Raw genomic sequence first — 22,074 nt, forward strand, 5'->3', positions numbered from 1 at the left:
GGTAGAAATCATCTCTTGATGCGCTCGTACTGTATCCATAACCAGGATTACATCACCCAGGAGCCGTGTGCGGTGAAAGTCGCAAGCACGGTTTTGTAGGAGAGATGGTGGGGGACACCCTACCATCGACTCTCTAACCGATTACCCCTAATACGGTAGGGGTTCCCCTCACGAAAAATATCTGCCAATAATTGACAATCTCAAAAACCCGCCCTTTTAATCGCTCGATCGGACATGGTATTATTAGTCATTACGGTGACAGAGTTTTTCAATTCAATCAGCTAATCGGCATTTAAGTTGTATTTAAAGAAACAATCCCAGTCTTGTGGGTGGGATTTGAGCAACGCCCAAAATATCCAATTGAAATGTTGACCCGCTTACTGAGAATTTTGACCCCATCACCGCTAAGCTTAAGCTCTAATTTCTTAGTCGCGTTCAACGCTGTAAATTGCCTGCAAGCGGAACTCACCATGAGCGGGAACTTCCACAATATCTGTAGCTGCATTGGTCGTTTCTACGCAGAGTAAGCGCTGATAATCTGCATCATCAAGGTCGGCCATATTTGCAGAAATTGTCACCCAGGGATTCCACACTACGACGGATTTACTACCAGAGGATTTAATGCGAATACGGCGATTGAGGGCGCTATCGTCAATGACTAATTCATTGGTGACATCGAGATAAATGCGATCGACTTCACCTGTTACTACCACTGCACCCACTTGAGTCTTTTCCACCCCACCATCCGCTTTATCAAGATATTGGCTATTTTCTAAACCTAAAACCTGCACGCGGTTGATATCCCCGACTTGGAAATAGGTGTGGAAAGCTTGGGTGAGGGGAAATGCTTTGTCGCCTAGATTGCGGGTGATTAATTCTACAGTGAGGCTGGTGCCGATCGTAATCTCGATCGCCAGTTCAAAAGCTTGGGGCCAAATTCCTCTAGTTTCATCGCTATCCTTGAGTCCGAGAGTGACTTTAGTTGCACCATCGGGGGTTGTGGCGGTTTCTAGCACATTCCAGAGGCGATTCCGCACAAACCCATGACTTGGACGCCCCAAGGCTTCGGGATCTGGGCCAAACCAGGGCCAACAGATGGGTATACCGCCTTTGATGGCTTTCCCTTCTGCGTAGTAGGCTTTGTCGCTGACGAACATCAAGTCTGTGGTTTCGGTGGCTGGTTGAAAGGAGAGCACTTGACCGGAATACACAGAAATTAAGGCTTTGGCTTGACCGTTGTCGATGTGAATCATCGGGAAACCACCGTTTCCGGTGGCGAAGGTGAGGTTCCCGGCTATGCCGTAGTCTGCGTTTAATTGGTCAATACTCATCAGAAATATGGGTTTGAAACCCCGTCCTTTTAGGACGGCTTTACATTGGATGGGAGGGGGAGGAATTCTCCCCCGATGAATGCTTGTTACCGCCTTGGATATACTAACGACGTTCGACGTTTTGTATTCGCCTTTAACCCGGACAGTTACGGATCGAGTGCTTTCTACCTGTACGCATAACAAGTGGCGGTAAGCCCGTGTGTGTATATCCCTTCGCCACTGATATCCCTTGAGGTTACAGACTAGGGAGGCATCCAGTAACATCGTTCGGTGTACCACCACCAGATAATTCAGTTTGTCTCAAAGACGCAGGCTAGACACTGTTTTAGTCTCAAATTAAGAAGGTGGTGAGTCTTCCTCTTTCAAGCCCCATGCCTTTAGGCTGGGGTTAGTGACGCTGTTGGCTTGGTGAATTGCTTTACAATTATCCGATATTATGGTTACTAGATTGATTAGATTGTTGAGTTTGACCTGCGAGGGTGCGATCGACACAACGATGCAGTCAGAGAAACCGATAGCGAGTCCCCACACATCGCGAGGGGATGTGCATCGAACCCACCGGCACACCTTGCTGATTTCTCGGATGGCCAAGCTAATGCAGCACTTCATCAAAAGACGGCGCAGCCGCAAAACTCCGCATCTGGCTTGATTCGTTGTATAGCCCGGAAACCCTTGTGGTGTCGCCCACAGCCTCCCTCGCTAAAATTTGTCTTCGTAGAGTCTGGCGCCAGGGGATTAATGTAATGGGTAATAACTGTCATGGTACAAGCGCACTCAAACATTTGAGGTAATCTCATCTTTTCTGTGCGCTTAAGTTTTGTTATGCTGAGCCAGAATCGGGTTTTTTCAAATATATACGTTCCATATCCCGTGTATTTAAATATAACGAAATTTTATTTAAATGCAGTTTAACTGCCACATCCTTAAGGATTTGTTTAATGGCCTGACTTTTGCTCACAACGCCCAAATTATAAAATAGCCTGTCGAGTGTTAGCGATCGCCCCACATAATCTGTTTTAAGCACGGTAAATCCTGCCTTAGTTGCAAGTTTTTCTAGCGTGGTGGTCGTAAAAAAGTAAATATGTCCGTCGCAACTGAGACTTCTTTCTCTTTTACCCAATAATTTGAAAACCAATGTATCGTAGCGGGGGGTTTCCATCACGAATATCCCACCCGGCTTCAAGATCCGATAAACTTCTTTCAACGTACTGCAAGGATCGGATACGTGTTCGATCACGTGCATCATCAATACAGCGTCTGCCGATCGATCTTCTAGTTCAGCTTTTTCTAATATGGTTGGGATGATTTCGATTCCAAACTCCGATTCTGCATATCTGCACATACCCACATTAGGTTCAAGCCCAACTACATTCCACCCATCTTGCTTAAAGAAGTTTAACAAATACCCCAAGCCACTTCCCACTTCAATTAACTTACCTTTATTGGGATAATGTTTGTGAAGAAAAGCTCTGGTTTTTTCATAATCTTTTACCTGCAGTGCTTCTTTTTCCAGTCTCTGCGAATCTTGGTTAACTATCGCAGATAATACAAACTCTGGATCGTAGTTTTCTATTAATACACTATCTACTTCTGTGCTTCTCGGATTAGCATACATCAATCCACAGGCTTTACAATTGACAATTTGATTTACCTGGGCTACTCCCTGCTCAAATCTCACAGTATAGTCATTACTACCGCACAAATTGCATGCAACGTATGTCATAGCTTTGATTTCTTTTACTTTGTTCAACTGAGTTCGGCATTGATTCTAACATATTCACCTGTGGGCAGCCACAAGTGTTTATTTTTGTTACACAAGTTTACATGATTCTCGCTATTCCTGCTACACACTCTAAATTTATTATCCGCAAAAATTAGTTTATTAAACCAATATTTATTGTTAATTAGGAATGAGAATTAAATAACTTAGAATGCGTGATGCTTCTTGTGGGATGGGCGTCCCGCCCGCCATTTCTGGACGGGCGGGACGCCCATCCCACTGTCAAGAGTGTAAATTATTTAATTCGCGATCCTTAGTTCACACACAACAGCTTGAATATAGCGGAATTTATAGAATATCTTTTTTCACCCATGCCTTTTATAGTCTCCATAAAATATAAAATAGTATAAACATAAACATAAATCTCAATTTAATTTATTGTATAATTGGGTGATTATCAATACTCCGGACAGTTTTTAAAGAGGGATGCGATGGCTTCGGCAAGCAACGCTTACGCAATAAATCACAGAAGCGAAAAAAGTGAGTGCAATCTGAACCCAAAATGAACAGAAAAAAAGGCGCTCTTTTAGGTTAAGCTATAAAAACACACAAGCTTAACAGATTGCCTTATGAAGATTATTGAATCCATCTTACAACAAATGCCAGGGATTAGTCAACCCCAAAAGAAGTTTTTAATCACTTTATTCTCAACTATTTTGCTTGTTTATGGCAAGGTCAACTTCACCAATCTCAGTCGTTATAGTTGTTTGAGCGAAAAAACCTACCGTCGTCACTTTCTCAAAAGCTTTAATTTTCCACAATTTAATCAATATTTCCTCGAATCTGCCTTAAATCCTGAACACACAGTCATTGCCGTTATCGATTGTTCTTTTTTAAAAAAAAGTGGCAAAAAAACTGACGGTAAGGGTTATTTTTATAATGGTGTAGCGGGGAAATCGGAACAGGGGTTGGAAATTTCTGTAATTTCTATTGTCGAAATTGAGAGTCGTTTATCTTATAGCTTAAGCGTACAACAAACTCCATCACGCCCTCAAATAAAGAAGGTGAAAAAACTGCCACAAAAACCGAAGAATAGCGGGTCAAAAAAATCTCGCAAAAAACAGGAGTCTCAAAGCTCAACGCCTGACATCACAAGAGTTGATGACTATGCACAACATCTAAAGAATACTCGTTATTTCTTCCCAAATTCTGTACGTCCAAATGGTCGCTGATGGCTATTACTACCGCTCTAAATTCTGGGATGCTGTGCGGGAGTTGAATTTAGACTTTATTGGCAAGTTAAGAGTTGATGCTAACCTACGCTATCTTTATACAGGTGAACAAAAGAAACTGGGAGCTCCACGTAAATATGATCGCACAAGTTGACTGCCATGATTTGAGCCGTCTTAATTTTGTTAAAGACCTAAAACCGGGAGTTTCATTATATACATTGGTGGTGTGGAGTTGTTGTTTAAATTGCCAAATTAGGTTGGCTTGTATCTCTGAGGTTCAACCCAACGGAGAAATTAAAAATGCTTTATTATTTAGCACTGATATTCACTTACCGCCTGAGCAAATTGTTGAATATTATCAGGCTCGTTTCCAGATTGAATTTATTTTTCGTGATGCCAAGCAATTTACGGGATTGTCGGATTGTCAAGCTCGTCATTTACCACGGCTTGATTTTCATTTTAATGCCAGTCTAATTGCCTTAAATTTAGCAAAACATGAACTCTCTAGTTGTCATTCATCTGCCAAGTCGTTTGTGTTTTCAATGGCTTCTTATAAACGGCTGGAATTCAATAAGCATCTACTTTGTACCTTTATTGATAAGTTAGATTTAGACCCGGATTTGATTTTAAACCATCCTAATCTTCCTTCAGTCTTGTCTTATGGTACTTTGGCTGCTTAAAAACTGTCCGGAGTATTGATTATTATAGCAATCCTAAATCATTCAGGTACATTTGTAGGGGTAGTGCTACCCCTACTCCCCGTGCCTACCCCCTATCTATCGGGGCAACCGGGCGTGGGATTGCCCGTACAATAATTAGGCGAATGATTTAGGGTGGCTATATATCTAAAATAAGTGCGTTATTAAAAACAATTACAGCAGTTGTATTGCCCATGTTTTTCGATGTATCTCTCCGATTTCTTCATTGTTATTGCGTGATAGCCGGATGCAGCAAAGTTGCTTGCTAATCGATACTCAGTTTTATTACAGCATATTCGGTGATTGATGAAATACAGTAGCCGCTATATTTATTCGGCAACATCGGTGACTCGATAGGCAACTGTGCCACCTGTTTTTTCGATTGCAGCAACTAAGTCCTTGAGTCTATCTTCGCGGCGGGCAGCAAGCATGAGTTTGGCTCCGCTGGCGGCTAAACGATGAGCGGTGGCTTCACCTAAACCGCTACTTGCTCCAGTAATGATGACCACCTTGTTTTGAATCTCAGACATATTCACTCCTGTTAATTGATTAAATCGGCTCACCTAAAATCGATCGCAAATCCGCTTAATTACCAAGCGCGATCGTATTGAATTGGAGCAGGCACCGATTGACGTAGTTGCTTCGCAGCCCGCATCGGCCAATAAGGATCGCGCAGCATTTCTCTAGCAAGTAATACCATATCTGTTTGACCTGACAGTTAGGGAGTCGATCGCCTCTAGGGCAGTATTTACAGGTGCGACGCCAGCTTTGTCAAACTTGCATCCCGAATGGGCAAGTCATTTTGAGGTATCAAGATTAAACCAAATTACTTGTCTAAAACCTAAATTTTTATTGTTAGCAAAACCGGGGATTACTATAAAAAAATACAAAAGTGCCTGAGTAATTATCCAGTAGATAGGGTAAATCTGCAAGCAGGGCTTGCATAAATAAAAACAATTTTAACTAATCCTTTTTACCATTCGCCGATCGGTGAACCTACACCATGAGAAAACCGCTCAATACAAAAAAGTAATCAACACCGCTCCACCCAGCCTGAAATAAATTAAAAAAAGTAACTTGATTTAATCTCACCGCGCTCATCTCGTTGAGGTGAAACATTACCACTAATACCCCCACAATCCCTCGATCAACTTGCCAGAGGTTAAGCTTTTTGTGAGAAGTTGAACTCTGTGCAATGAAAAAATACCTTAGTCGAGGGTGGCCGTTGTGCTTGTTCCTCAACTACTGTCAACTCACTAAACATAGTCAACACATTAGACACTATAATATAACTTTATACTTTTTTCATAAAGTTGTGCAAGAAGACTTCCGACTGATCGTTGACTTAGTTCTAGTTCTCGCTGCTGCCGCAGCAGGAGGACTCTTTGCATCGCTATTGCGACAGCCGGTAATTCTCGGCTATCTCCTGGGAGGGATCGTAGTTGGGCCGGCCGGTTTGGGGCTGATTAAAGAATTAATTCAGGTAGACACCCTGGCGGAATTCGGGGTTGCTTTTCTGTTATTTGCCTTGGGAGTGGAATTTTCTTTCGCCGAACTCCAGAAAGTAAAAGCCATTAGTTTGGGCGGAGGGGGCTTGCAAATTGTGCTGACGATCGCCATTACTACTGCAATTTCCTTGGCTGTAGGCTGGGTAGAATCGCCCGCCCAAGGCGTGTTTTTAGGATCGATTCTGTCACTTTCCTCTACCGCAGTCGTACTGAAATGCTTGATGGAACGCAATGAATCCGGTACTTCCCACGGTCAAGTCATGCTGGGAATATTAGTAGTTCAAGATTTGGCTTTGGGGCTAATGTTAGCAGTTTTGCCGGCACTCAATCAGCCAGCAGAAGAGATCGGCATGACGGTAGCGTGGGCCCTGCTGCGGATCGGGTTATTTGCGATCGGTGCTGTAGTCGCGGGCATTTGGATGGTACCGCAGTTGCTGCGCTATTTGGCGAAAACAGAAAGTCGGGAACTGTTTTTGCTGGGAGTTGTGGTGTTGGCTTTAGGGATTGCGCTGCTGACAGAATATTTGGGTTTTTCGATCGAGATGGGCGCATTTGTGGCGGGTTTAATGATTTCGGAGGTGGAATATGCTGACCAAACTCTAACTTATGTCGAGCCTTTGCGAGATATTTTTGCATCCTTATTTTTTGTCACCATCGGAATGTTAATTGACCCGATGTTTCTGTGGAACCATCTAGAAGTAATTCTGGGACTGGTATTTATAGTATTTGTCGGCAAATTCTTGATTATAACGCCGATCGTCCGACTATTTGGCTATCCGCTAAAAACAGCATTAATCGCAGGTTTGGGCTTAGCTCAAATAGGAGAATTCTCCTTTGTACTCGCTAGTGCCGGCCAAGCTATGGGGCTGGTTTCGCGGAACGTTTACCTGTTAATTTTAGGAACGACAGCAGTCACCCTCGTGCTAACTCCGTTTGTGTTGAGAAGCGTGCCGCAGTTATTGAAATGGGCGGAAAATTTCGGGCCTTTGCAGCGCTATTTTGACGAAACATCTCAACCTGTGGCAATAGCTGAAAGTTTGCCGGAACAAAATTATGTTGTGGTTTGCGGCTACGGGCGAGTCGGCAGAATTTTAGTCAAAATGCTGCAAAGCCGCAACTGTTCTGTTGTGGTGATCGATGAGTCAGAAAGTAGAATTCAAGATTGCAGAATGCAAGGAATTCCTTACATTTACGGGAATGCTGCCAGTTGGCACGTATTGGAAGCCGCGCGGGTGGAACGGGCAAAAGCAATGGCGATCGCCCTTCCCGATCCCATGAGCACTCGCTTGTGTCTGAAGCGGGCTTTAGAATTAGTCCCGGATTTGGATATTGTGGTGTGCGCGAACCAAGATAAAGACATCGAACTGCTTTATCAATTGGGGGCCTGGGAAGTTGTGCAGCCGGAGTTTGAGGCCAGTTTAGAACTGTCTTCCCACTTGCTGGCTGGCATGGGACTTTCGGCAATGGCGATCGGGCGGGATGTGCAGCAAATTCGCAGCAGCCGCTATCTGGAATTGCGGCCACCGCGCGAACCTTTGGCGGTTTCGCGGGATTTGAAAGTGGCGGTTCGAGATATGAACAGCGAGTGGTACAACTTGCCGTCGGGTTCTCCCATCGCCAGCATGACTCTGGAAGAAACTAACTTGCGACAGTTGACAGGGGTCAGCGTGATGGCGATCGTCCGCGAGAATGGCGAGGAAATTGATTATCCTAACGGGAAGACAGCTTTGCAGTCGGGCGATCGACTTTTTGTAGTGGGAGAACCGGAAGAACTCATCAGTTTTGAGTTGCTGGCGAAGGGGGAAGTTGCAGTCCCGCAGGGGGACAGTTCTTGCCAGTGGCTGAGACTGCCAGCAAACAGCCCTTGGGCGGGCCAAAAACTGTCAGAGGTAGATGTGCTGACGCAGTACGGGGTGCAGGTGCGGGCTATCCGCCGGGAAGGGAAATTTACTCGCTGGCCCGACGGAAGTAGCAATTTGCAAGAAGGCGATCGTTTGCTGCTGTGTGGCGGCTTTTACGAGCTCGGCTTGATGCAGCGGACGGCCTCACCGCGGGTGCCACAACCAGCTTTAAAGCTGCCTTTGGTCAAGGCCCAAGTCATCGAAAAGCTGTTTAGCGATTAGGGAAGTTCGGCAACGGATTCGCTCGACGGATGTAACGGATGTAACGGATGTAACGGAGGTCAGGAAGACCGAAGTTGGAAGAGGTTCGAGGGAAGAGGGAAGATTTTTCCCCTCTCCCACTCTCCCAATCTCCCAATCTCCCCCTCTCCCTGTCTCCCCCTCTCCCACTCTCTGTCTCCTCAGCCGTTGGGTTTGAGATAAGCAATTGCTGGTCGCGAGATCAGAATTTGTGTTTCTGATGGATCGAGGAGGCAAATGCAGCTATTATCCTGCCAAAAAATTCTGCCAGCTACTAAGTCGCCGGTCAGGAGTTTGATTTCCACCTGTTGTTTGTCTTTGATGTAGCTTTGTATTAAGCGAACGCTGGGCAATCCGGTTTCAAATTCAGACATAGTTCAGAAAATTATAGTCAAATATTACCTTAAACCATATTCTTCTGTTTATACCGTTTAACCCTTACTGCCGCAACTACAAGGGTGTCTCCCCGATGACGGAGAAACCCCTTGGCGGTTACTTTTATACCGATATTCATTCAGCCATTGACATCAGCATTAATTATACGAATTCTCCAAAATATTGCAACAATTACAGCACTTTCCAGGTAAGTGAAGTACAGAGAAACCGGGTTTCTTGAATAAAACCGGTTTCTGGCGAGAAATCCAGAAGAAACCCGGTTTCTGGGGTGTACTTTATAAACCTGGAATCCGCTGTATTAGTTTGTGGTTGGTTTACGATCGCGCTTCAGCTAAGGTGCGTCGCTTGGAGATGGTCGCTCTTTTTTAGAATTTAATGGTGGCGACGCACCCTACAGCTACTGTTGCATGACTTTTGAGAATTAGTATTAAATATCGCTGGGGAGTTATAAATATTATATTTGTTTATGTTGCACGAGAAAGGACTATAAATTGCATAAAGTTTTATAATACTGAGAAATGGGTAATTTGGTCCGCAAATTATCTAATCAGTTTTAACCAAAAGAGGTTTGTTTTTATGCCGATCGAGTTTGCGAAGTATCACGGACTGGGAAATGATTTTATTCTGATTGACAACCGCCACTCGTCAGAACCGGTGATCGCGCCAGAACAAGCTGTGGATTTGTGCGATCGACATTTCGGGATTGGTGCAGACGGTGTGATATTTGCTCTTCCGGGTCAAAATGACACTGACTATACGATGCGGATTTTTAACTCCGACGGTTCGGAACCAGAAATGTGCGGCAACGGGATTCGCTGTTTGGCTAAGTTTATCGCGGATTTGGACGGGTCAGAGGCGAAAACTCAGTACCGCATCCACACTCTGGCTGGTGTGATTAGCCCGGAATTGCGATCGGACGGTCAGGTTAAGGTGGATATGGGGGTTCCCCGGCTACTGGCTGCGGAAATTCCGACAACTTTGGCTGCATCGGATGCCAAAGCTATAGATGTGCCGATCGAAGTTGCTGATAAATCTTGGTCTGTTACCTGCGTCAGTATGGGCAATCCTCACTGTATTACTTTTGTAGAGGATGTTGCGGCTGTTGCTTTAGAAACTGTCGGGCCTCAATTCGAGCACAACAAAGCATTCCCGCAGCGTACCAATACGGAATTTATTCAAGTGGTACGTTCAGACTATGTAAAAATGCGGGTGTGGGAAAGAGGCGCGGGTGTTACTCTAGCTTGTGGGACTGGTGCTTGTGCTGCTGTGGTAGCTGGGGTGTTGGTAGGAAAGTGCGATCGGGCAACTGCTGTTGAGCTCCCCGGCGGCGTTTTGGAAATCGAATGGGCAGAAGTTTCTGGGCGCATTTACATGACCGGGCCGGCACAGCGAGTATTTACTGGTTGTATGAGTGATTAGTCATTAGTTATTAGTCATTAGTTATTAGTCATCAGTCACTGGTCAGAAGGGATTTTTTGTTGAATTAACAAGCAATAAAAATTATTGACTTCAAAATTTTTATTGAATTCTGACCAATGCCTTCCGCCTTCACAAATCATTGGCTGCGGACTGAAGACTGAAGGCTAATAACTAAGCCGGAAATCTCAAATCTCAAATCTCAAATCTAAAATTAAGTAGGTGGGCTGGCAGGGCTGGAGGTATTTATCTGATTCAGGACGACAACAGGCTGGTAGAAATGATGGAACAGCCCTACGACTCGGAAGACCAGTTACAAGACTTGCTAGTAACTTATCCTAATTTGATCGCGGGAGACCAAATCGATCGGGCGACGGCGCGCAGATGGCTGTTAATTTCGCGGGAAGCTGCACCCAGCGATGAGGAAACAGCGGTGCAGTGGTCGCTGGATCATTTGTTTCTCGACCAAAATGCAGTTCCTACTTTGGTGGATGTCCGGCGAACTCCTAATGCTGATATCCGGCAAAAAGTTTTGGGTCAGTCGATCGACTATGCTGCTAATGCGTTGGTTTACTGGCCGATCGATTCAATTATTGCTCTGTTTGAAGCTAATTGTCGCGATCGGGGTCGCGATCCTGAACAGATTTTTGAAGAGTTTCTCGGTGCGGATGCTAATGAAGACCTATTTTGGCAGAAGGTTAAAACTCATTTGCAAGCGGGTAAAGTTCGCTTAGTGTTTGTAGCTGACGAGATTTCCGCTGAGCAATAGAAAATAAATAACTTAGGATCGCGAATTAAATAATTTACACTCTTGAAAGTGGGTTGGGCCTAAGATCCCGCCCTTTCTGGACGGGCGGGACGCCCATCCCACAAGAACCATCACGCATTCTAAGTTATTTAATTCTCATATCGTTTCCGGTTGCATCGGAATGATTTAACCGCAGAGGGCGCAGAGAACGCAGAGGGAGAGAATACAGAGATGAATACAGGACGATGCTACCGGATTTGATATCATTCCTAACGAAGTTCTCGCAGAACATCGTCCCGATATCTGGGTGTCAGATTTCTCCCGCGCTCAAAAAAATCACCCAGCACCACAATGGCAAGTGTGTGAGTGCACATCAACTGCGGGATTGCCAATATGCGATTGATGCTCTTGCCAGAATTTTTGCCCCAGCGATGAAGAGGTTATTATTAAGGGCTTTTATCATCCATCGGCAACGGGAGAATATGGATGATACTAGACTCTTGAGATATCGAATAAATTTACAGGAAAGATTAACCAAAATTTTGGATTTAGCACCACAGCATCCGGATGGTATACGGTTACGAAAACGTTACGGTGGGCTGATTGACAATTTATTTCTATTTCTGGAAGATGCGACAATTCCACCCACGAATAATAGTAGTGAACAGGCGATTCGGATGAGTGTGATATTTCGCCGTGTGACCAATGGCTTCCGTTCGGAATGGGGGCGAGATTTGTTTGCTGCCGTTCGTTCAGTTGTTAATACTGGCAAGCGTCCGGGTTTAACTGCTTATCAATCCATTCAACAAGCTCTCTCTACTGATGGCTCCCTTTTTTCCCCTAGTTGAGCAATTACAATTTTTGGTTGTTCATTGGTTGGATACCTTTGTTTATAAATCGATCTTTGTCAGTTTAGTTTTGAAGAAATTACTCGATCGGTTGCAGGTTTTTTGAGGTTCCGGTGTCGGGTGTAGAGGTTGGGGAGAAAACCCGCCTCTACACGGGAATCGGGATTACAGGGGAGAAGTACGTTCCAGAAAAAACCTGTTAAGTTGATGGTGGCTAACCTACTTAGTAGACTTAGCACTAATTCTAACTTGCTCCATTGATGGGCTTGATCTCTTGTATTCGATCAAGTTGCTGCGCTGTCCCAGCAAGCGACGCTGATGAAACTGAATCTGACCTTGCAATTGGGGAAATCTCCCGATCGCACAAGATATAGCATAAAGACCAGAATCCTTGGCTGGCAAATTCCGCTGCAGCATCCGGCGGTAAATTCGGTAGGTAAGTATCGGGTAGGTGGCGAGCAACCACAGGCTCCACCCGTGGGTGAACCAGGCTGTGCCCAATGCTAGCACAGGCAGAACGAATCCCCAGAACCAGATGCTGGTGGTCTCTTTGACCCAGTGGCGATCGGGGGTGTTTCCGTGCAGCCAGGAACCCTCGGCGTAGGCGTGACCGGCTCTTTGAGAACGTTTCCACCACTGGGTAAAACTTGTCATTTGGGCGTCGTGCAGGGTCATTTCTGCATCTAATCGCTCGATTTTCCAGCCGTTTTGACGCAGCCGCACGCAGAGTTCCGGTTCTTCGCCAGCAATGAGTGCAGGGTTGAAACCGCCGACTTGCTCGAACGCCGCGACGCGCATCATCGAGTCGCCGCCGCAGGCTTTGGCTTCGCCGACAGGCGTGTCCCACTCGATGTCGCAGAGTCGGTTGTATGCTGTGGCGTTGGGAAATCTTTCGCGCCGGCGCCCGCACACTACGGCTACGTCGGGTTTGGCTGTGAGTTCTTGCTGGGCGAGTTCGATCCATCCGTCAACCAATTCGCAGTCGCCGTCTACAAATTGGACAAATTCGATGTCTGGTGATAGTTTCAGCAAGCGAGCAAAGCCTTCGTTTCTGGCGCGTGCTGCAGTAAACGGTATAGATAAGTTTAGTTCTACTGTATCGGCTCCGATCGATCGGGCTAACTCTAGGCTACCGTCTGTTGATCCGGAATCGACATACACGACGCGGGCAACTTTGTCTGTGGCCGATACTAGGCACTGGCGCAGGCGCGGCCCTTCATTGCGTCCGATCGCCACTAATCCAACTTGTTTCAAGTCTTACCTCTTAAATTCCACTCGCGAGCTGTTATTTTAATATTTTAGCGACACTCAAGGTAAGTTCACAATATCTTTATATTGTAACTTCTATGGAGCTACGCTTTTCGGTGTTAGACTGCCTCTAGCTTATTCAGTTCTTCTGGAGTCAACACGATCGGCAAAACTAATCAGAAAAGCAAGCTAATAGCCTCGCCAGAAAGTTATCAAAGTTGACAAATCCATAAGCTTGCCGCTTAATCAACTTGATTCGGTTGTTAATTCCTGCTCTACAGAACCTAGTATTTCAAAAAGTTAATAATCTTATAAAAATTAACTATAAAATATAAAAATTAGGCGGTGTAAAAGCAATTATATATTCACTTACAGATATTTTTGTGATTTAATAAGTTGAGATATTACACAAATTGTCATAAAAATTATACTGAGAATATGGTAAACGTATCTAAATTAATTTAATTTGACAAAAAAGTGAGTTTTTGCATTACTAAATAACTAAAAAAAAAATCGGAAAATTCTTAAGTTTAACCCCAGTGAAGCAGATTCAATCAAAATTTTAAGAATTTATAAAATTTAAAAATCAGGATAGATTTCACAAGAGATGGGTGTTATCTTTTAAGCGTTAGCTGGCAAAGTTTAAAATTTGAAATCAATAATTATCCCTTCCCGCTCGATAGCGTTTCATTTTTAGACTTTGTGCCGGAAGTTTTTTCTTGTTGCAGTATATTTATGGCTAGCCTCCGATTGAAGTGCAAAATTTACGGGAGAGTTCTGTTTCATAATCCAGCTTTTATATTCACAAAATGTAACATCAAGCGTCCAATATAAGCTATTTTTAATGCCCCAGTGACTGCGGCTCGCCCCAGCCATTGTCTCAGCATTACTGCTGAAACTACTAAGCGTAAAAACGAGCTTATGTGGTGGTTTTATTCTACAATCTTTGTTCACTAACTATCATGACAACTGTTTTTGATCCCGTCCATAATGCTTGATTATGCAGAGGTGGTAACTCGGATAAATCCACATTCCCGACTTGTCTTTGTTACACTCGGTGATGTCCTGCTTCTACTTGTTCATGTTCATAATAATCATACTTTTTTCCTAAATAATCTGCTTCTTGAGCTACTTCAAACCACTCTTTCACGGCTTTGTATAAAAGTTGTTGATTGCCTTTGAAAGCTAAAATATAATCTTCTTTTTTCTTGAAAATCAGAGATATTATATTTTTTTGATAACAGCCGATCATCTATAGTTATTACACTTCCGGCAATTTATAACATTTCTATTAATTCCGCAATCGCTGTCATTAGATTTTAGATTTTAGATTTTGGCTTTACCCCACGGATAAATTCGGGGGCTTGAGGATTTTCGATTTTAGATTTTGGATTGATTGCACGGATAAATCACGTGGCGGGTAGCATCAAGAAATTCTTGGTCATTCCATTAGATTTTTTATGTTTTTTTTTTCTAAAACCAATTGATGAAATGAAGACTAGCTTGTAACTATATATATCGCTTTTGGCTGGCTATTTCGGTCATATAATTGTTTTATTGTTTCGCCATCAATGAAGGGCGATCGCGTTTAGTTCTAATTCCCCGACTATGGCATTTACCCAAGTCAAAAAACATTCTTGAAACTATTGTGGTTCACTTCGGGAAAATAGCCGACTAAATGTGTCATGAGATGGTAGGCTATTCGGTAATTATAGAAAGCTTTTTAAGCATTGATATTTGGCATTACCTAGGCTTCTATTGCCACCCATCCGTCTGCACCGCGTCTGGACAGCTAGAATCGCCATCGTCGATCTAATATCTTTAAGTAAGTGTTCTTTACTTCTTTCTATTCTTGAATTTTTATAGTTGGGAAAATGCTCTAAAAAAAGGGTATTTAAAAGATTCATTGAAGGTGGTAATGAATCTGTTTATTTTTGTTGGGAAGTTACAGCTTTACTAAAACCTCTTGCCATTGATAGCATCAATAAACTACAATAAACTACATGAAAAATTAGTCGGATTTAATTGTATCATATTTTGGGTAAAAGTTAAGATGCGTTTACCCTGTCTCACAAACCAGCCCCGACGGGGATATTATGGTTAATCGATCGGACATGATATCATTGGCTGCGGAATGAAGACTAAAGACTAATAACTAAGCCGGAAATCTCAAATCTCAAATCTAAAATCTAAAATTAAGTAGGTGGGCTGGCATGGCTGGAGGTATTTATCTGATTCAGGACGACGACAGGCTGGTAGAAATGATGGAACAGCCCTACGACTCGGAAGACCAGTTACAAGACTTGCTAGTAACTTATCCTAATTTGATCGCGGGAGACCAAATCGATCGGGCGACGGCGCGCAGATGGCTGTTAATTTCGCGGGAAGCTGCACCCAGCGATGAGGAAACAGCGGTGCAGTGGTCGCTGGATCATTTGTTTCTCGACCAAAATGCAGTTCCTACTTTGGTGGATGTCCGGCGAACTCCTAATGCCGAACTGCGACAAAAAGTTTTGGGCCAGTCGATCGACTATGCTGCTAATGCGTTGGTTTACTGGCCGATCGATTCAATTATTGCTCTGTTTGAAGCTAATTGTCGCGATCGGGGTCGCGATCCTGAACAGATTTTTGAAGAGTTTCTCGGTGCGGATGCTAATGAAGACCTATTTTGGCAGAAGGTTAAAACTAATTTGCAAGCGGGTAAAGTTCGCTTAGTGTTTGTAGCTGACGAGATTTCCGCTGAAATGCGCCGAGTTGTGGAATTTCTCAACGAACAAATGGACCCCGTTGAAGTTTTGGCCCTGGAAATTAAGCAGTATGTAAGTGAAGACGGTTTGAAAACGCTGGTTCCCAGAGTGATCGGTCAGACAGCGGAAGCACAGCAGAAAAAATCCAGCGCAACGCGCGAAAGAAGGCGCTGGGATGAATCTTCATTTTTTGCCGAAATCAAAGCTAGACGAGGCGCGGACGAGGCGCAAATGGCAAAAGCTATTTACCGATGGGCAAAAAGTCAAGAACCCGAAGTTCAAATCCACTGGGGAACGGGGGATGCCTACGGCGGTTTCGCCGCTCAATTGCCTCAAAAGGGAAGAAAACCTTATCAGTTATTCACTGTAGATATTGCTGGCAGAATGGAGATTTCTGCTAACAATTACGGTTCCCAGCCGCCGTTTAATGCGGAACAAAATTGGCTGGAATTGAGAAGTAAGCTGAGTGCGATCGGTCTGTCGCTACCTATAGAACCGGGTGAGAGAAGGTCGCCGAGTCTGGCTTTGTTTACTTTGCAAGACGAATCGGATCTCAAGCAAGTTATGGAAACTTTTGACTGGATTACTAATGAAATTAAAAAAGCGTAGTTATTGGGAATTGGGATAGGGCATGGGGCATGGGCATTGGTGTCAACTTAAGCTTTTGGTCCACCAGTCCTCCCGCCCACCCGTCAGTCCGCCAGGGAATGAATTCCACGGGGCTTATAGCTAAAGTCCTCTCAAAGAGGACTAATGAGTTCTTCAGTCCTCTTTGAGAGGACTTTAGCTTTGAGGCAGGGGTTTAAACCCCTGCCGGACTATCGGTTTGATGTTAAGTTGACACCAATAGGGCATGGGACGCCGCCTACTTACTTCACTTTCTTGAGAACCGCTATAAATGGTTTCAGAGAAAAGTTAAGAGCGTAGAATGGGAAGTTCCGGTTAAAATAGCTCACCAAAACAAGTGGATTAAGTTTATGATGGTGTTTGAACTTTTTGCACAACTTGTGGGAATTGAAGACCCATTTTCTATCGGTTTTTCTTCTGAGGAGGATGAGGATAGCGAAAACTATAATTATTTTGTTATGGAAAGAAATGAATTTTATAAAAAAGCTCCTCCTCCTAACCTAGGATGTGTTTACTGGGAGATAGACGATCAGTGTTGGGGAGAATATGGAGGAATTCAAGAAGTTACTTTAAGCCGAGATCGATTAATTGTTAGTTTCGATCCTTCAAGACCCAACTCCAATACAGATTACGATGAGGCAATAATTTATTTTTCTGTAAGTGATTCAGAATTTCAGAAGTTGCAGAACACCTTGCAGAAGATAATGCTGGGTTATGAGGATAGGTTGAATTTAATTAATTAGTCACTTGCCTCAAGATTGTACTTGAAAGTCAATGCCCAATTCCCATGCCCTATGCCCCATGCCCCATGCCCAATAACTAATATCGAATATTAGCTTGTTTCAAACGCCGCAATGCTTCTCCCAGTCGATCGCAATCTGCAATTAAACTAATTCTCACATATCCTTCGCCGCCCGGCCCAAAAGCATTGCCAGGAGTCACCACAACACCCGTTTGCTGCAAAACATTGAGGGCAAAATCAGTCGAACTCATGCCCGGAGTGCAGGGAACCCAAAGATACATTGCAGCCAGAGGTTTAGGAATATTCCACCCTAATTCTGCCAATCCTTCCACCATGAAATCCCGGCGAGTCCTGTAACGATTCTGCACTTCGTGCAAGTAACTATCCGGCAATTGCAGTGCTGTTTCTGCTGCTGTTTGCAAAGCGGAAAATATACCGTAATCTAGGTTAGTTTTTAATGTCCGCAAACCTTGAATAATTTTGCTATTTCCTACTACAAAACCGACGCGCCAGCCGGCCATATTGTAGGTTTTGGACATGGTGTGAAATTCCACCCCGATTTCTTTACCGCCGGGAATTTCTAATAAACTTGTCGGTTGATAGCCGTCAAAGGCTAATTCCGCATAACACAAGTCGTGAACCAGCAAGATTTGATGTTTGTGTGCGAAAGCAACAATATCTTTGTAAAATTCGCGGGGTGCAGTTGCTCCAGTCGGATTACTGGGATAATTGAAATAGAGTATTTTGGCTTGTTCGGCTACGCTGTCGGGAATGTCGGCTAAGTCAATTACCCAGTCGTTTTCTGGTTTGAGGATGATGTTGTGAACTTTTGCACCGGCGATGATTGGGCCGCGAAATAATACGGGATAAGCAGGACTTGGTACTAATATTACGTCCCCTGGATTGATATAGGCGATCGCAAAATGTGCTAAACCTTCTTTAGAACCCAACAAAGGCAATGCTTCGCTTTCTGGATCGAGTTCAACGTTGTAGCGGCGGCTGTACCATTTAGTAATTGTACGGCGGAAACTGGCAGTTCCTTCAAAGGGTGGATAGCCGTGATTTGCAGAATTTTGGATGGCTGCGACAGCCGCTTCTACTACTGGTTGAGGAGTCGCCCCGTCGGGGTTTCCCATTCCTAAGTCTATTAAATCGAGTCCTTGTTCGCGGGCGCGGGCTTTGAGTTCGTCGAGACGGGCAAATACGTAGGGCGGTAGTTTTTGCAACCTGTCAGCAGGGGTAATCCAATCCAAGGTCATTTATTTTTTGTCAGTTGTCAGTTTTCCTGGTTTGTAGTAAGGACTTTCGTCCTTGCTAGCACAGCCTTTTCAGGACTTTAGTCCTTACTACAAACTGTTTTAATTCTTAATCTTTAATTCTCCCACAGGTGCGGTGGTAGAAACCATCGCTGCCATTAATTGTTGGGGAACAACTTTAAAAGGCAGTCGGTGGATGTCGGAATTGGGATTGCAGGCTATGTCGGCGGCGCGCTGCAATTCTGTGATGGTAATGTCTCCGAGTCCGAGGTTGTCTAAAGTTTGGGGCAATCCAATCTCGGCGTAGAATTTTAGCAGTTGCTGTCTGGCGCTAGCGGCGAGTTGATTGTTTTGCAGCATTTCTTCTAGTCGCAGTTGTACTAAAATGCCGTAGGCGACTTTTTCGCCGTGCAATGTGCCGTGACTTGCTAATAGATGAGTTAGGCCGTTGTGGACGGCGTGGGCGGCGACGGTGCGACATTGAGCACCACCGATTCCACCGATTACTCCTGCTAGCAATACGGCCGCATCTGTGACTTCTTGCCAGGTTTCGCTACCGGGTTCTTTGAGGGCGGCGGCTGATTTTTGGAATAAAATATCGCGCAGTATTCTAGCTTGTTGAACGGCGGAAATTATCAGGGTTTGTTCAGAGTGTCCGCTGCTGACTGATGCTTCGTACCATTTGGCGATCGCATCTCCAATTCCTGCTACTAATGTCCGCTGCGGTGCGGTTTGAATCAAACCGTAATCGAGTATTAATAAGTCTGGACATCTGGCTAATGTGACATCGTATTGGAATGCACCTTGTTCTGAATAAATGTTAGAAAGGGCTGTCCAAGCGGCACAGGTGGCTGCTGATGTGGGTATGGTGACGATCGGGATTTTGCACTGATGGGCGACGAGTTTGGCTGCGTCTAAGGCTTTGCCGCCGCCAACTCCGATGATGAAGTCGGCTTGATGGGTTTTGGCTGCTTCGCGGAGGGTTTCGAGGCTGGTTTCGCTGCAATCCTTGCCGTATGCTGTTTCGGCGGATTTTAACTGCTGCTGTTCGAGGATTGGTTGCAGGTAGGGTTGGGCGGCGGCGAGGGAGTTGCTGCCGCCGACGATTAGCGGCCGCTTTCCGAAACGGGCGATCGCATCTCCGGCTTGTGCTAAGGCCGATCGACCTCGCAATACACAGGCGGGAGCAATTGTCAAGGAATAAATTGCTGGTGCGGTGGCGGTTTTGGTGCTTTGGGTTTGAGTCATCGAACCACTGGATAAGTGACGAGAAGGTTGACGCTTTGCAGGATTGCTGGATTTTCTAGGATAACTCTAATCTATGCGAATATGGTAAGTTTTATAAAGTTTTTATTAAGTATTGTTGGGCTGTTGGGGGGTGGGAGAACCCAGTTGAGGGGCGATCGCTATGATAAATTTAGGAATATAAGCAATTTCAAGGATAGGGCAATGCTGACTAAACAAGATTGGGACTGGTTAGCAGTGTGTTCTCATTATCAAACGGCTGTCACAGTCCAGACACTTCTCAAAGAAGGAAAATCTATGGAAGCAACGGCAGGTTTAGAATCTTTAATTGAAGCAATGGGAAGAACCGAAAAACGAGCATTAAAAAGCCAGTTAATTCGTTTAATGCTTCATATTATTAAATGGAAATCTCAACCTCAAAAACAAACTACTAGCTGGGCTATTAGCATTCTATCCGCACGCCGAGAAATAGAAGATATTCAGGAAGAAGTTCCTAGTTTAAATCGTGAATTTATTGCATCTATTTGGGATAAATGTTTTCAAGCAGCCGTGAAAGAGGCTAACACCGAAATGAGGAAAGTTGAATGTCAATTGACTTCCCTTTCTTGGTCAGAAGTTTTTGAGGAGGAATATACTTTATCTGATAACGATGAAGAAAATTAAAGTTTAGATCGATACGAAATCTGGATTCAACCGCCGATTGCCATAACTATTGATTTATGATAAATTTAGGAATATAAGCAATTTCAAGGATAGGGCAATGCTGACTAAACAAGATTGGGACTGGTTAGCAGTGTGTTCTCATTATCAAACGGCTGTCACAGTCCAGACACTTCTCAAAGAAGGAAAATCTATGGAAGCAACGGCAGGTTTAGAATCCTTAATTGAAGCAATGGGAAGAACCGAAAAACGAGCATTAAAAAGCCAGTTAATTCGTTTAATGCTTCATGTTATTAAATGGAAAAATCAACCTGAAAAACGAACAGCTAGCTGGGCTATTAGTATTCGTTCGGCGCGGCGAGAGCTTGAAGAAAGTCAAGAAGAAATGCCGATTTTAAATCGTGATTTTATTGAGTCTCTCTGGGAGAAATGTTTTAAAGTTGCGCTGAAAGATGCCCAGGATGAAATGGGTAAAAAATGTCAATTAACCTCACTTGCTTGGTCGGAAGTTTTTGAGGATGAATATAATTTGTCGGATGGCGCTTTAGAAGATGGAAATTTTGAGTAAAGTGCGCGATCGCATTTTTTGGACTGACGTAGCCACCTGGTTTATCAACCCAACCTGTTTACTGATCGGGACTTACGAAGAACCTTATATATGTTAGAATTGAGGCTTAACGTACAACTCCCAGACTTGTTTCACTGCTGCTGCATCTGCTTGAGAAATTGGCCCGATTTTCGCTAGCAACAAAGACTTTTCCAAACAATCTAATCTAGACAAACGCACTGTTGAAGAAACGCGCAAACCGCTGACAGACCAATCATTAAGAAATACATCAGTTTGGCTGCGGGGTTTTGCAGAGGTGACGGCGGCTGCTACCACATCATCCCCATCCAACCAAAGTAAAAGTATGGGGCGTTTTTTATAGTCTGCGCCGTTTGTAAAAGGAATATTTGCCACCCAAAAATCACCAGGATTAATAGTCGTCATAAAGTCCTTCGTCTTCGGGTGCGTAGCTGTTCAAAAAAGCTTCGTGACTGCGAGTAATGGTTGAATTAATTAAAAAGTCTTCGCTGTTGACTACAAAAAACTCTGTTAATTGGGCAGCGGTTAAATCTTCTTGGGTTGTTATCTCTACAAACGGTTTTAGTATTGGAGGGGATTCTAATACGCAACTCAAAAACTCAATAAACGAGCGCTTGGGATGCGATGGCTCTGTTTGCAAAATATTGGACTCAGAACTTTCATTTGGTGACTGTTTTACTTGTGCTTGATGTACAAGAAATTGCACAAAATCCAGAACTTCCTGTCGCTTTTCTGTTGGAAGCAGTTGCAGATTTTCTAATAAAGTTTTTTCGAGATTTCCGAGTCTCAAAAAATTCACTGGGTATGTAAAAGTTTGTGCTGGTTGGTTCATGGGAGTTTTACACTAACAGTAAAATTAATTTACTTATAAAATTATAGCTGACTTTATCCCTCTGCGGGCGATCGCCCTTGCTCATCAATTTTA

At 44.1% G+C, this 22,074-nt stretch carries 20 protein-coding genes and 2 pseudogenes; 11 read left to right on the top strand and 11 right to left on the bottom strand.

The annotated features are described in order from the left end of the window. Window positions 1-425 precede the first annotated feature (425 nt). On the bottom strand, window positions 426-1,331 hold the full coding sequence (locus tag QUA88_RS21480; protein ID WP_333058639.1) for a D-hexose-6-phosphate mutarotase: 906 nt from the start codon (window positions 1,329-1,331) through the stop codon (window positions 426-428). Window positions 1,332-1,767: 436 nt separating this feature from the next. On the opposite strand from QUA88_RS21480, the gene QUA88_RS21485 reads away from it, so the two are divergent. Continuing rightward, a complete protein-coding gene (locus QUA88_RS21485; RefSeq protein ID WP_333273741.1) occupies window positions 1,768-1,980 on the top strand; it encodes a hypothetical protein in 213 nt (70 codons plus the stop codon). Window positions 1,981-2,151: 171 nt separating this feature from the next. On the opposite strand, the gene QUA88_RS21490 is transcribed toward QUA88_RS21485, so the two are convergent. After that, window positions 2,152-3,081, bottom strand: a complete 930-nt coding sequence (locus QUA88_RS21490) for a class I SAM-dependent methyltransferase (RefSeq protein WP_333058640.1) — start codon at window positions 3,079-3,081, stop codon at window positions 2,152-2,154. Window positions 3,082-3,680: 599 nt separating this feature from the next. On the opposite strand from QUA88_RS21490, the gene QUA88_RS21495 reads away from it, so the two are divergent. Further along, a complete protein-coding gene (locus tag QUA88_RS21495; RefSeq protein ID WP_333263813.1) occupies window positions 3,681-4,283 on the top strand; it encodes a hypothetical protein in 603 nt (200 codons plus the stop codon). Window positions 4,284-4,420: 137 nt separating this feature from the next. After that, window positions 4,421-4,963, top strand: a complete 543-nt coding sequence (locus QUA88_RS21500) for a transposase (protein WP_333263816.1) — start codon at window positions 4,421-4,423, stop codon at window positions 4,961-4,963. A gap of 347 nt (window positions 4,964-5,310) precedes the next feature. Here QUA88_RS21500 and QUA88_RS21505 read toward each other — a convergent pair whose 3' ends face one another. Then, on the bottom strand, window positions 5,311-5,511 hold the full coding sequence (locus QUA88_RS21505) for an SDR family NAD(P)-dependent oxidoreductase (protein WP_445243063.1): 201 nt from the start codon (window positions 5,509-5,511) through the stop codon (window positions 5,311-5,313). 785 nt (window positions 5,512-6,296) lie between these two features. Here QUA88_RS21505 and QUA88_RS21510 point away from each other — a divergent pair. After that, the gene (locus tag QUA88_RS21510) at window positions 6,297-8,612 is read left to right on the top strand and encodes a cation:proton antiporter domain-containing protein (RefSeq protein ID WP_333057290.1); all 2,316 of its coding nucleotides are present in this window, start codon (window positions 6,297-6,299) and stop codon (window positions 8,610-8,612) included. A gap of 179 nt (window positions 8,613-8,791) precedes the next feature. Here the strand turns inward: QUA88_RS21510 and QUA88_RS21515 are convergent, their stop codons facing one another. Further along, window positions 8,792-9,004 (bottom strand): Hfq-related RNA-binding protein, encoded by a 213-nt coding sequence (locus QUA88_RS21515; protein WP_333057289.1) that lies wholly within the window; start codon window positions 9,002-9,004, stop codon window positions 8,792-8,794. A 598-nt stretch (window positions 9,005-9,602) separates the two neighbouring features. Between QUA88_RS21515 and dapF the strand changes: the two genes are divergently transcribed. From dapF to QUA88_RS21530, 3 genes and pseudogenes are all read left to right on the top strand, one after another. After that, on the top strand, window positions 9,603-10,445 hold the full coding sequence (gene dapF, locus QUA88_RS21520; RefSeq protein ID WP_333057288.1) for a diaminopimelate epimerase: 843 nt from the start codon (window positions 9,603-9,605) through the stop codon (window positions 10,443-10,445). Between the two features lie 277 nt (window positions 10,446-10,722). Next, window positions 10,723-11,205 (top strand): annotated as a pseudogene (locus QUA88_RS21525) (hypothetical protein); the annotation flags it as partial. A gap of 347 nt (window positions 11,206-11,552) precedes the next feature. Next, complete coding sequence (locus QUA88_RS21530; RefSeq protein ID WP_333057287.1) at window positions 11,553-12,038, top strand: IS66 family transposase; 486 nt, start codon at window positions 11,553-11,555, stop codon at window positions 12,036-12,038. A 219-nt stretch (window positions 12,039-12,257) separates the two neighbouring features. On the opposite strand, the gene QUA88_RS21535 is transcribed toward QUA88_RS21530, so the two are convergent. The 3 genes and pseudogenes from QUA88_RS21535 to QUA88_RS21545 all read right to left on the bottom strand — a co-directional run bounded on the left by QUA88_RS21535 (window position 12,258) and on the right by QUA88_RS21545 (window position 14,538). Then, entirely contained in the window at window positions 12,258-13,292 is a 1,035-nt protein-coding gene (locus QUA88_RS21535; RefSeq protein WP_333057286.1) for a glycosyltransferase family 2 protein, read from the bottom strand. A gap of 166 nt (window positions 13,293-13,458) precedes the next feature. Beyond that, window positions 13,459-13,557, bottom strand: a pseudogene (locus QUA88_RS21540) (transposase); the annotation flags it as partial. A gap of 777 nt (window positions 13,558-14,334) precedes the next feature. Then, entirely contained in the window at window positions 14,335-14,538 is a 204-nt protein-coding gene (locus tag QUA88_RS21545) for a hypothetical protein (protein WP_333057284.1), read from the bottom strand. Window positions 14,539-15,499: 961 nt separating this feature from the next. Here QUA88_RS21545 and QUA88_RS21550 point away from each other — a divergent pair. Next, complete coding sequence (locus QUA88_RS21550) at window positions 15,500-16,642, top strand: hypothetical protein (RefSeq protein ID WP_333273748.1); 1,143 nt, start codon at window positions 15,500-15,502, stop codon at window positions 16,640-16,642. A 368-nt stretch (window positions 16,643-17,010) separates the two neighbouring features. Continuing rightward, window positions 17,011-17,403 carry a hypothetical protein gene (locus tag QUA88_RS21555; protein ID WP_333233846.1) on the top strand — a complete coding sequence of 131 codons (393 nt, stop codon included), beginning with the start codon at window positions 17,011-17,013 and terminating at the stop codon, window positions 17,401-17,403. A 76-nt stretch (window positions 17,404-17,479) separates the two neighbouring features. Here QUA88_RS21555 and QUA88_RS21560 read toward each other — a convergent pair whose 3' ends face one another. Together QUA88_RS21560 and QUA88_RS21565 are read right to left on the bottom strand one after the other, a co-directional pair. Next, entirely contained in the window at window positions 17,480-18,661 is a 1,182-nt protein-coding gene (locus tag QUA88_RS21560) for an aspartate aminotransferase (RefSeq protein ID WP_333233845.1), read from the bottom strand. Between the two features lie 99 nt (window positions 18,662-18,760). Beyond that, window positions 18,761-19,906 (bottom strand): iron-containing alcohol dehydrogenase family protein, encoded by a 1,146-nt coding sequence (locus QUA88_RS21565; protein WP_333263564.1) that lies wholly within the window; start codon window positions 19,904-19,906, stop codon window positions 18,761-18,763. A gap of 81 nt (window positions 19,907-19,987) precedes the next feature. On the opposite strand from QUA88_RS21565, the gene QUA88_RS21570 reads away from it, so the two are divergent. Continuing rightward, window positions 19,988-20,566 carry a DUF29 domain-containing protein gene (locus QUA88_RS21570; protein WP_333273751.1) on the top strand — a complete coding sequence of 193 codons (579 nt, stop codon included), beginning with the start codon at window positions 19,988-19,990 and terminating at the stop codon, window positions 20,564-20,566. 97 nt (window positions 20,567-20,663) lie between these two features. Beyond that, on the top strand, window positions 20,664-21,131 hold the full coding sequence (locus tag QUA88_RS21575; RefSeq protein WP_333057276.1) for a DUF29 domain-containing protein: 468 nt from the start codon (window positions 20,664-20,666) through the stop codon (window positions 21,129-21,131). 93 nt (window positions 21,132-21,224) lie between these two features. On the opposite strand, the gene QUA88_RS21580 is transcribed toward QUA88_RS21575, so the two are convergent. Together QUA88_RS21580 and QUA88_RS21585 are read right to left on the bottom strand one after the other, a co-directional pair. Beyond that, window positions 21,225-21,554, bottom strand: a complete 330-nt coding sequence (locus tag QUA88_RS21580) for a type II toxin-antitoxin system PemK/MazF family toxin (protein ID WP_333057275.1) — start codon at window positions 21,552-21,554, stop codon at window positions 21,225-21,227. Beyond that, window positions 21,541-21,981 (bottom strand): hypothetical protein, encoded by a 441-nt coding sequence (locus QUA88_RS21585; protein ID WP_333211152.1) that lies wholly within the window; start codon window positions 21,979-21,981, stop codon window positions 21,541-21,543. The genes QUA88_RS21580 and QUA88_RS21585 overlap by 14 nt, the downstream gene beginning before the upstream one ends. Between the last annotated feature and the right edge of the window lie 93 nt (window positions 21,982-22,074).

The organism is Microcoleus sp. D3_18_C2, from assembly GCF_036702395.1.
In the GTDB taxonomy this organism is placed as follows: domain Bacteria; phylum Cyanobacteriota; class Cyanobacteriia; order Cyanobacteriales; family Microcoleaceae; genus Microcoleus.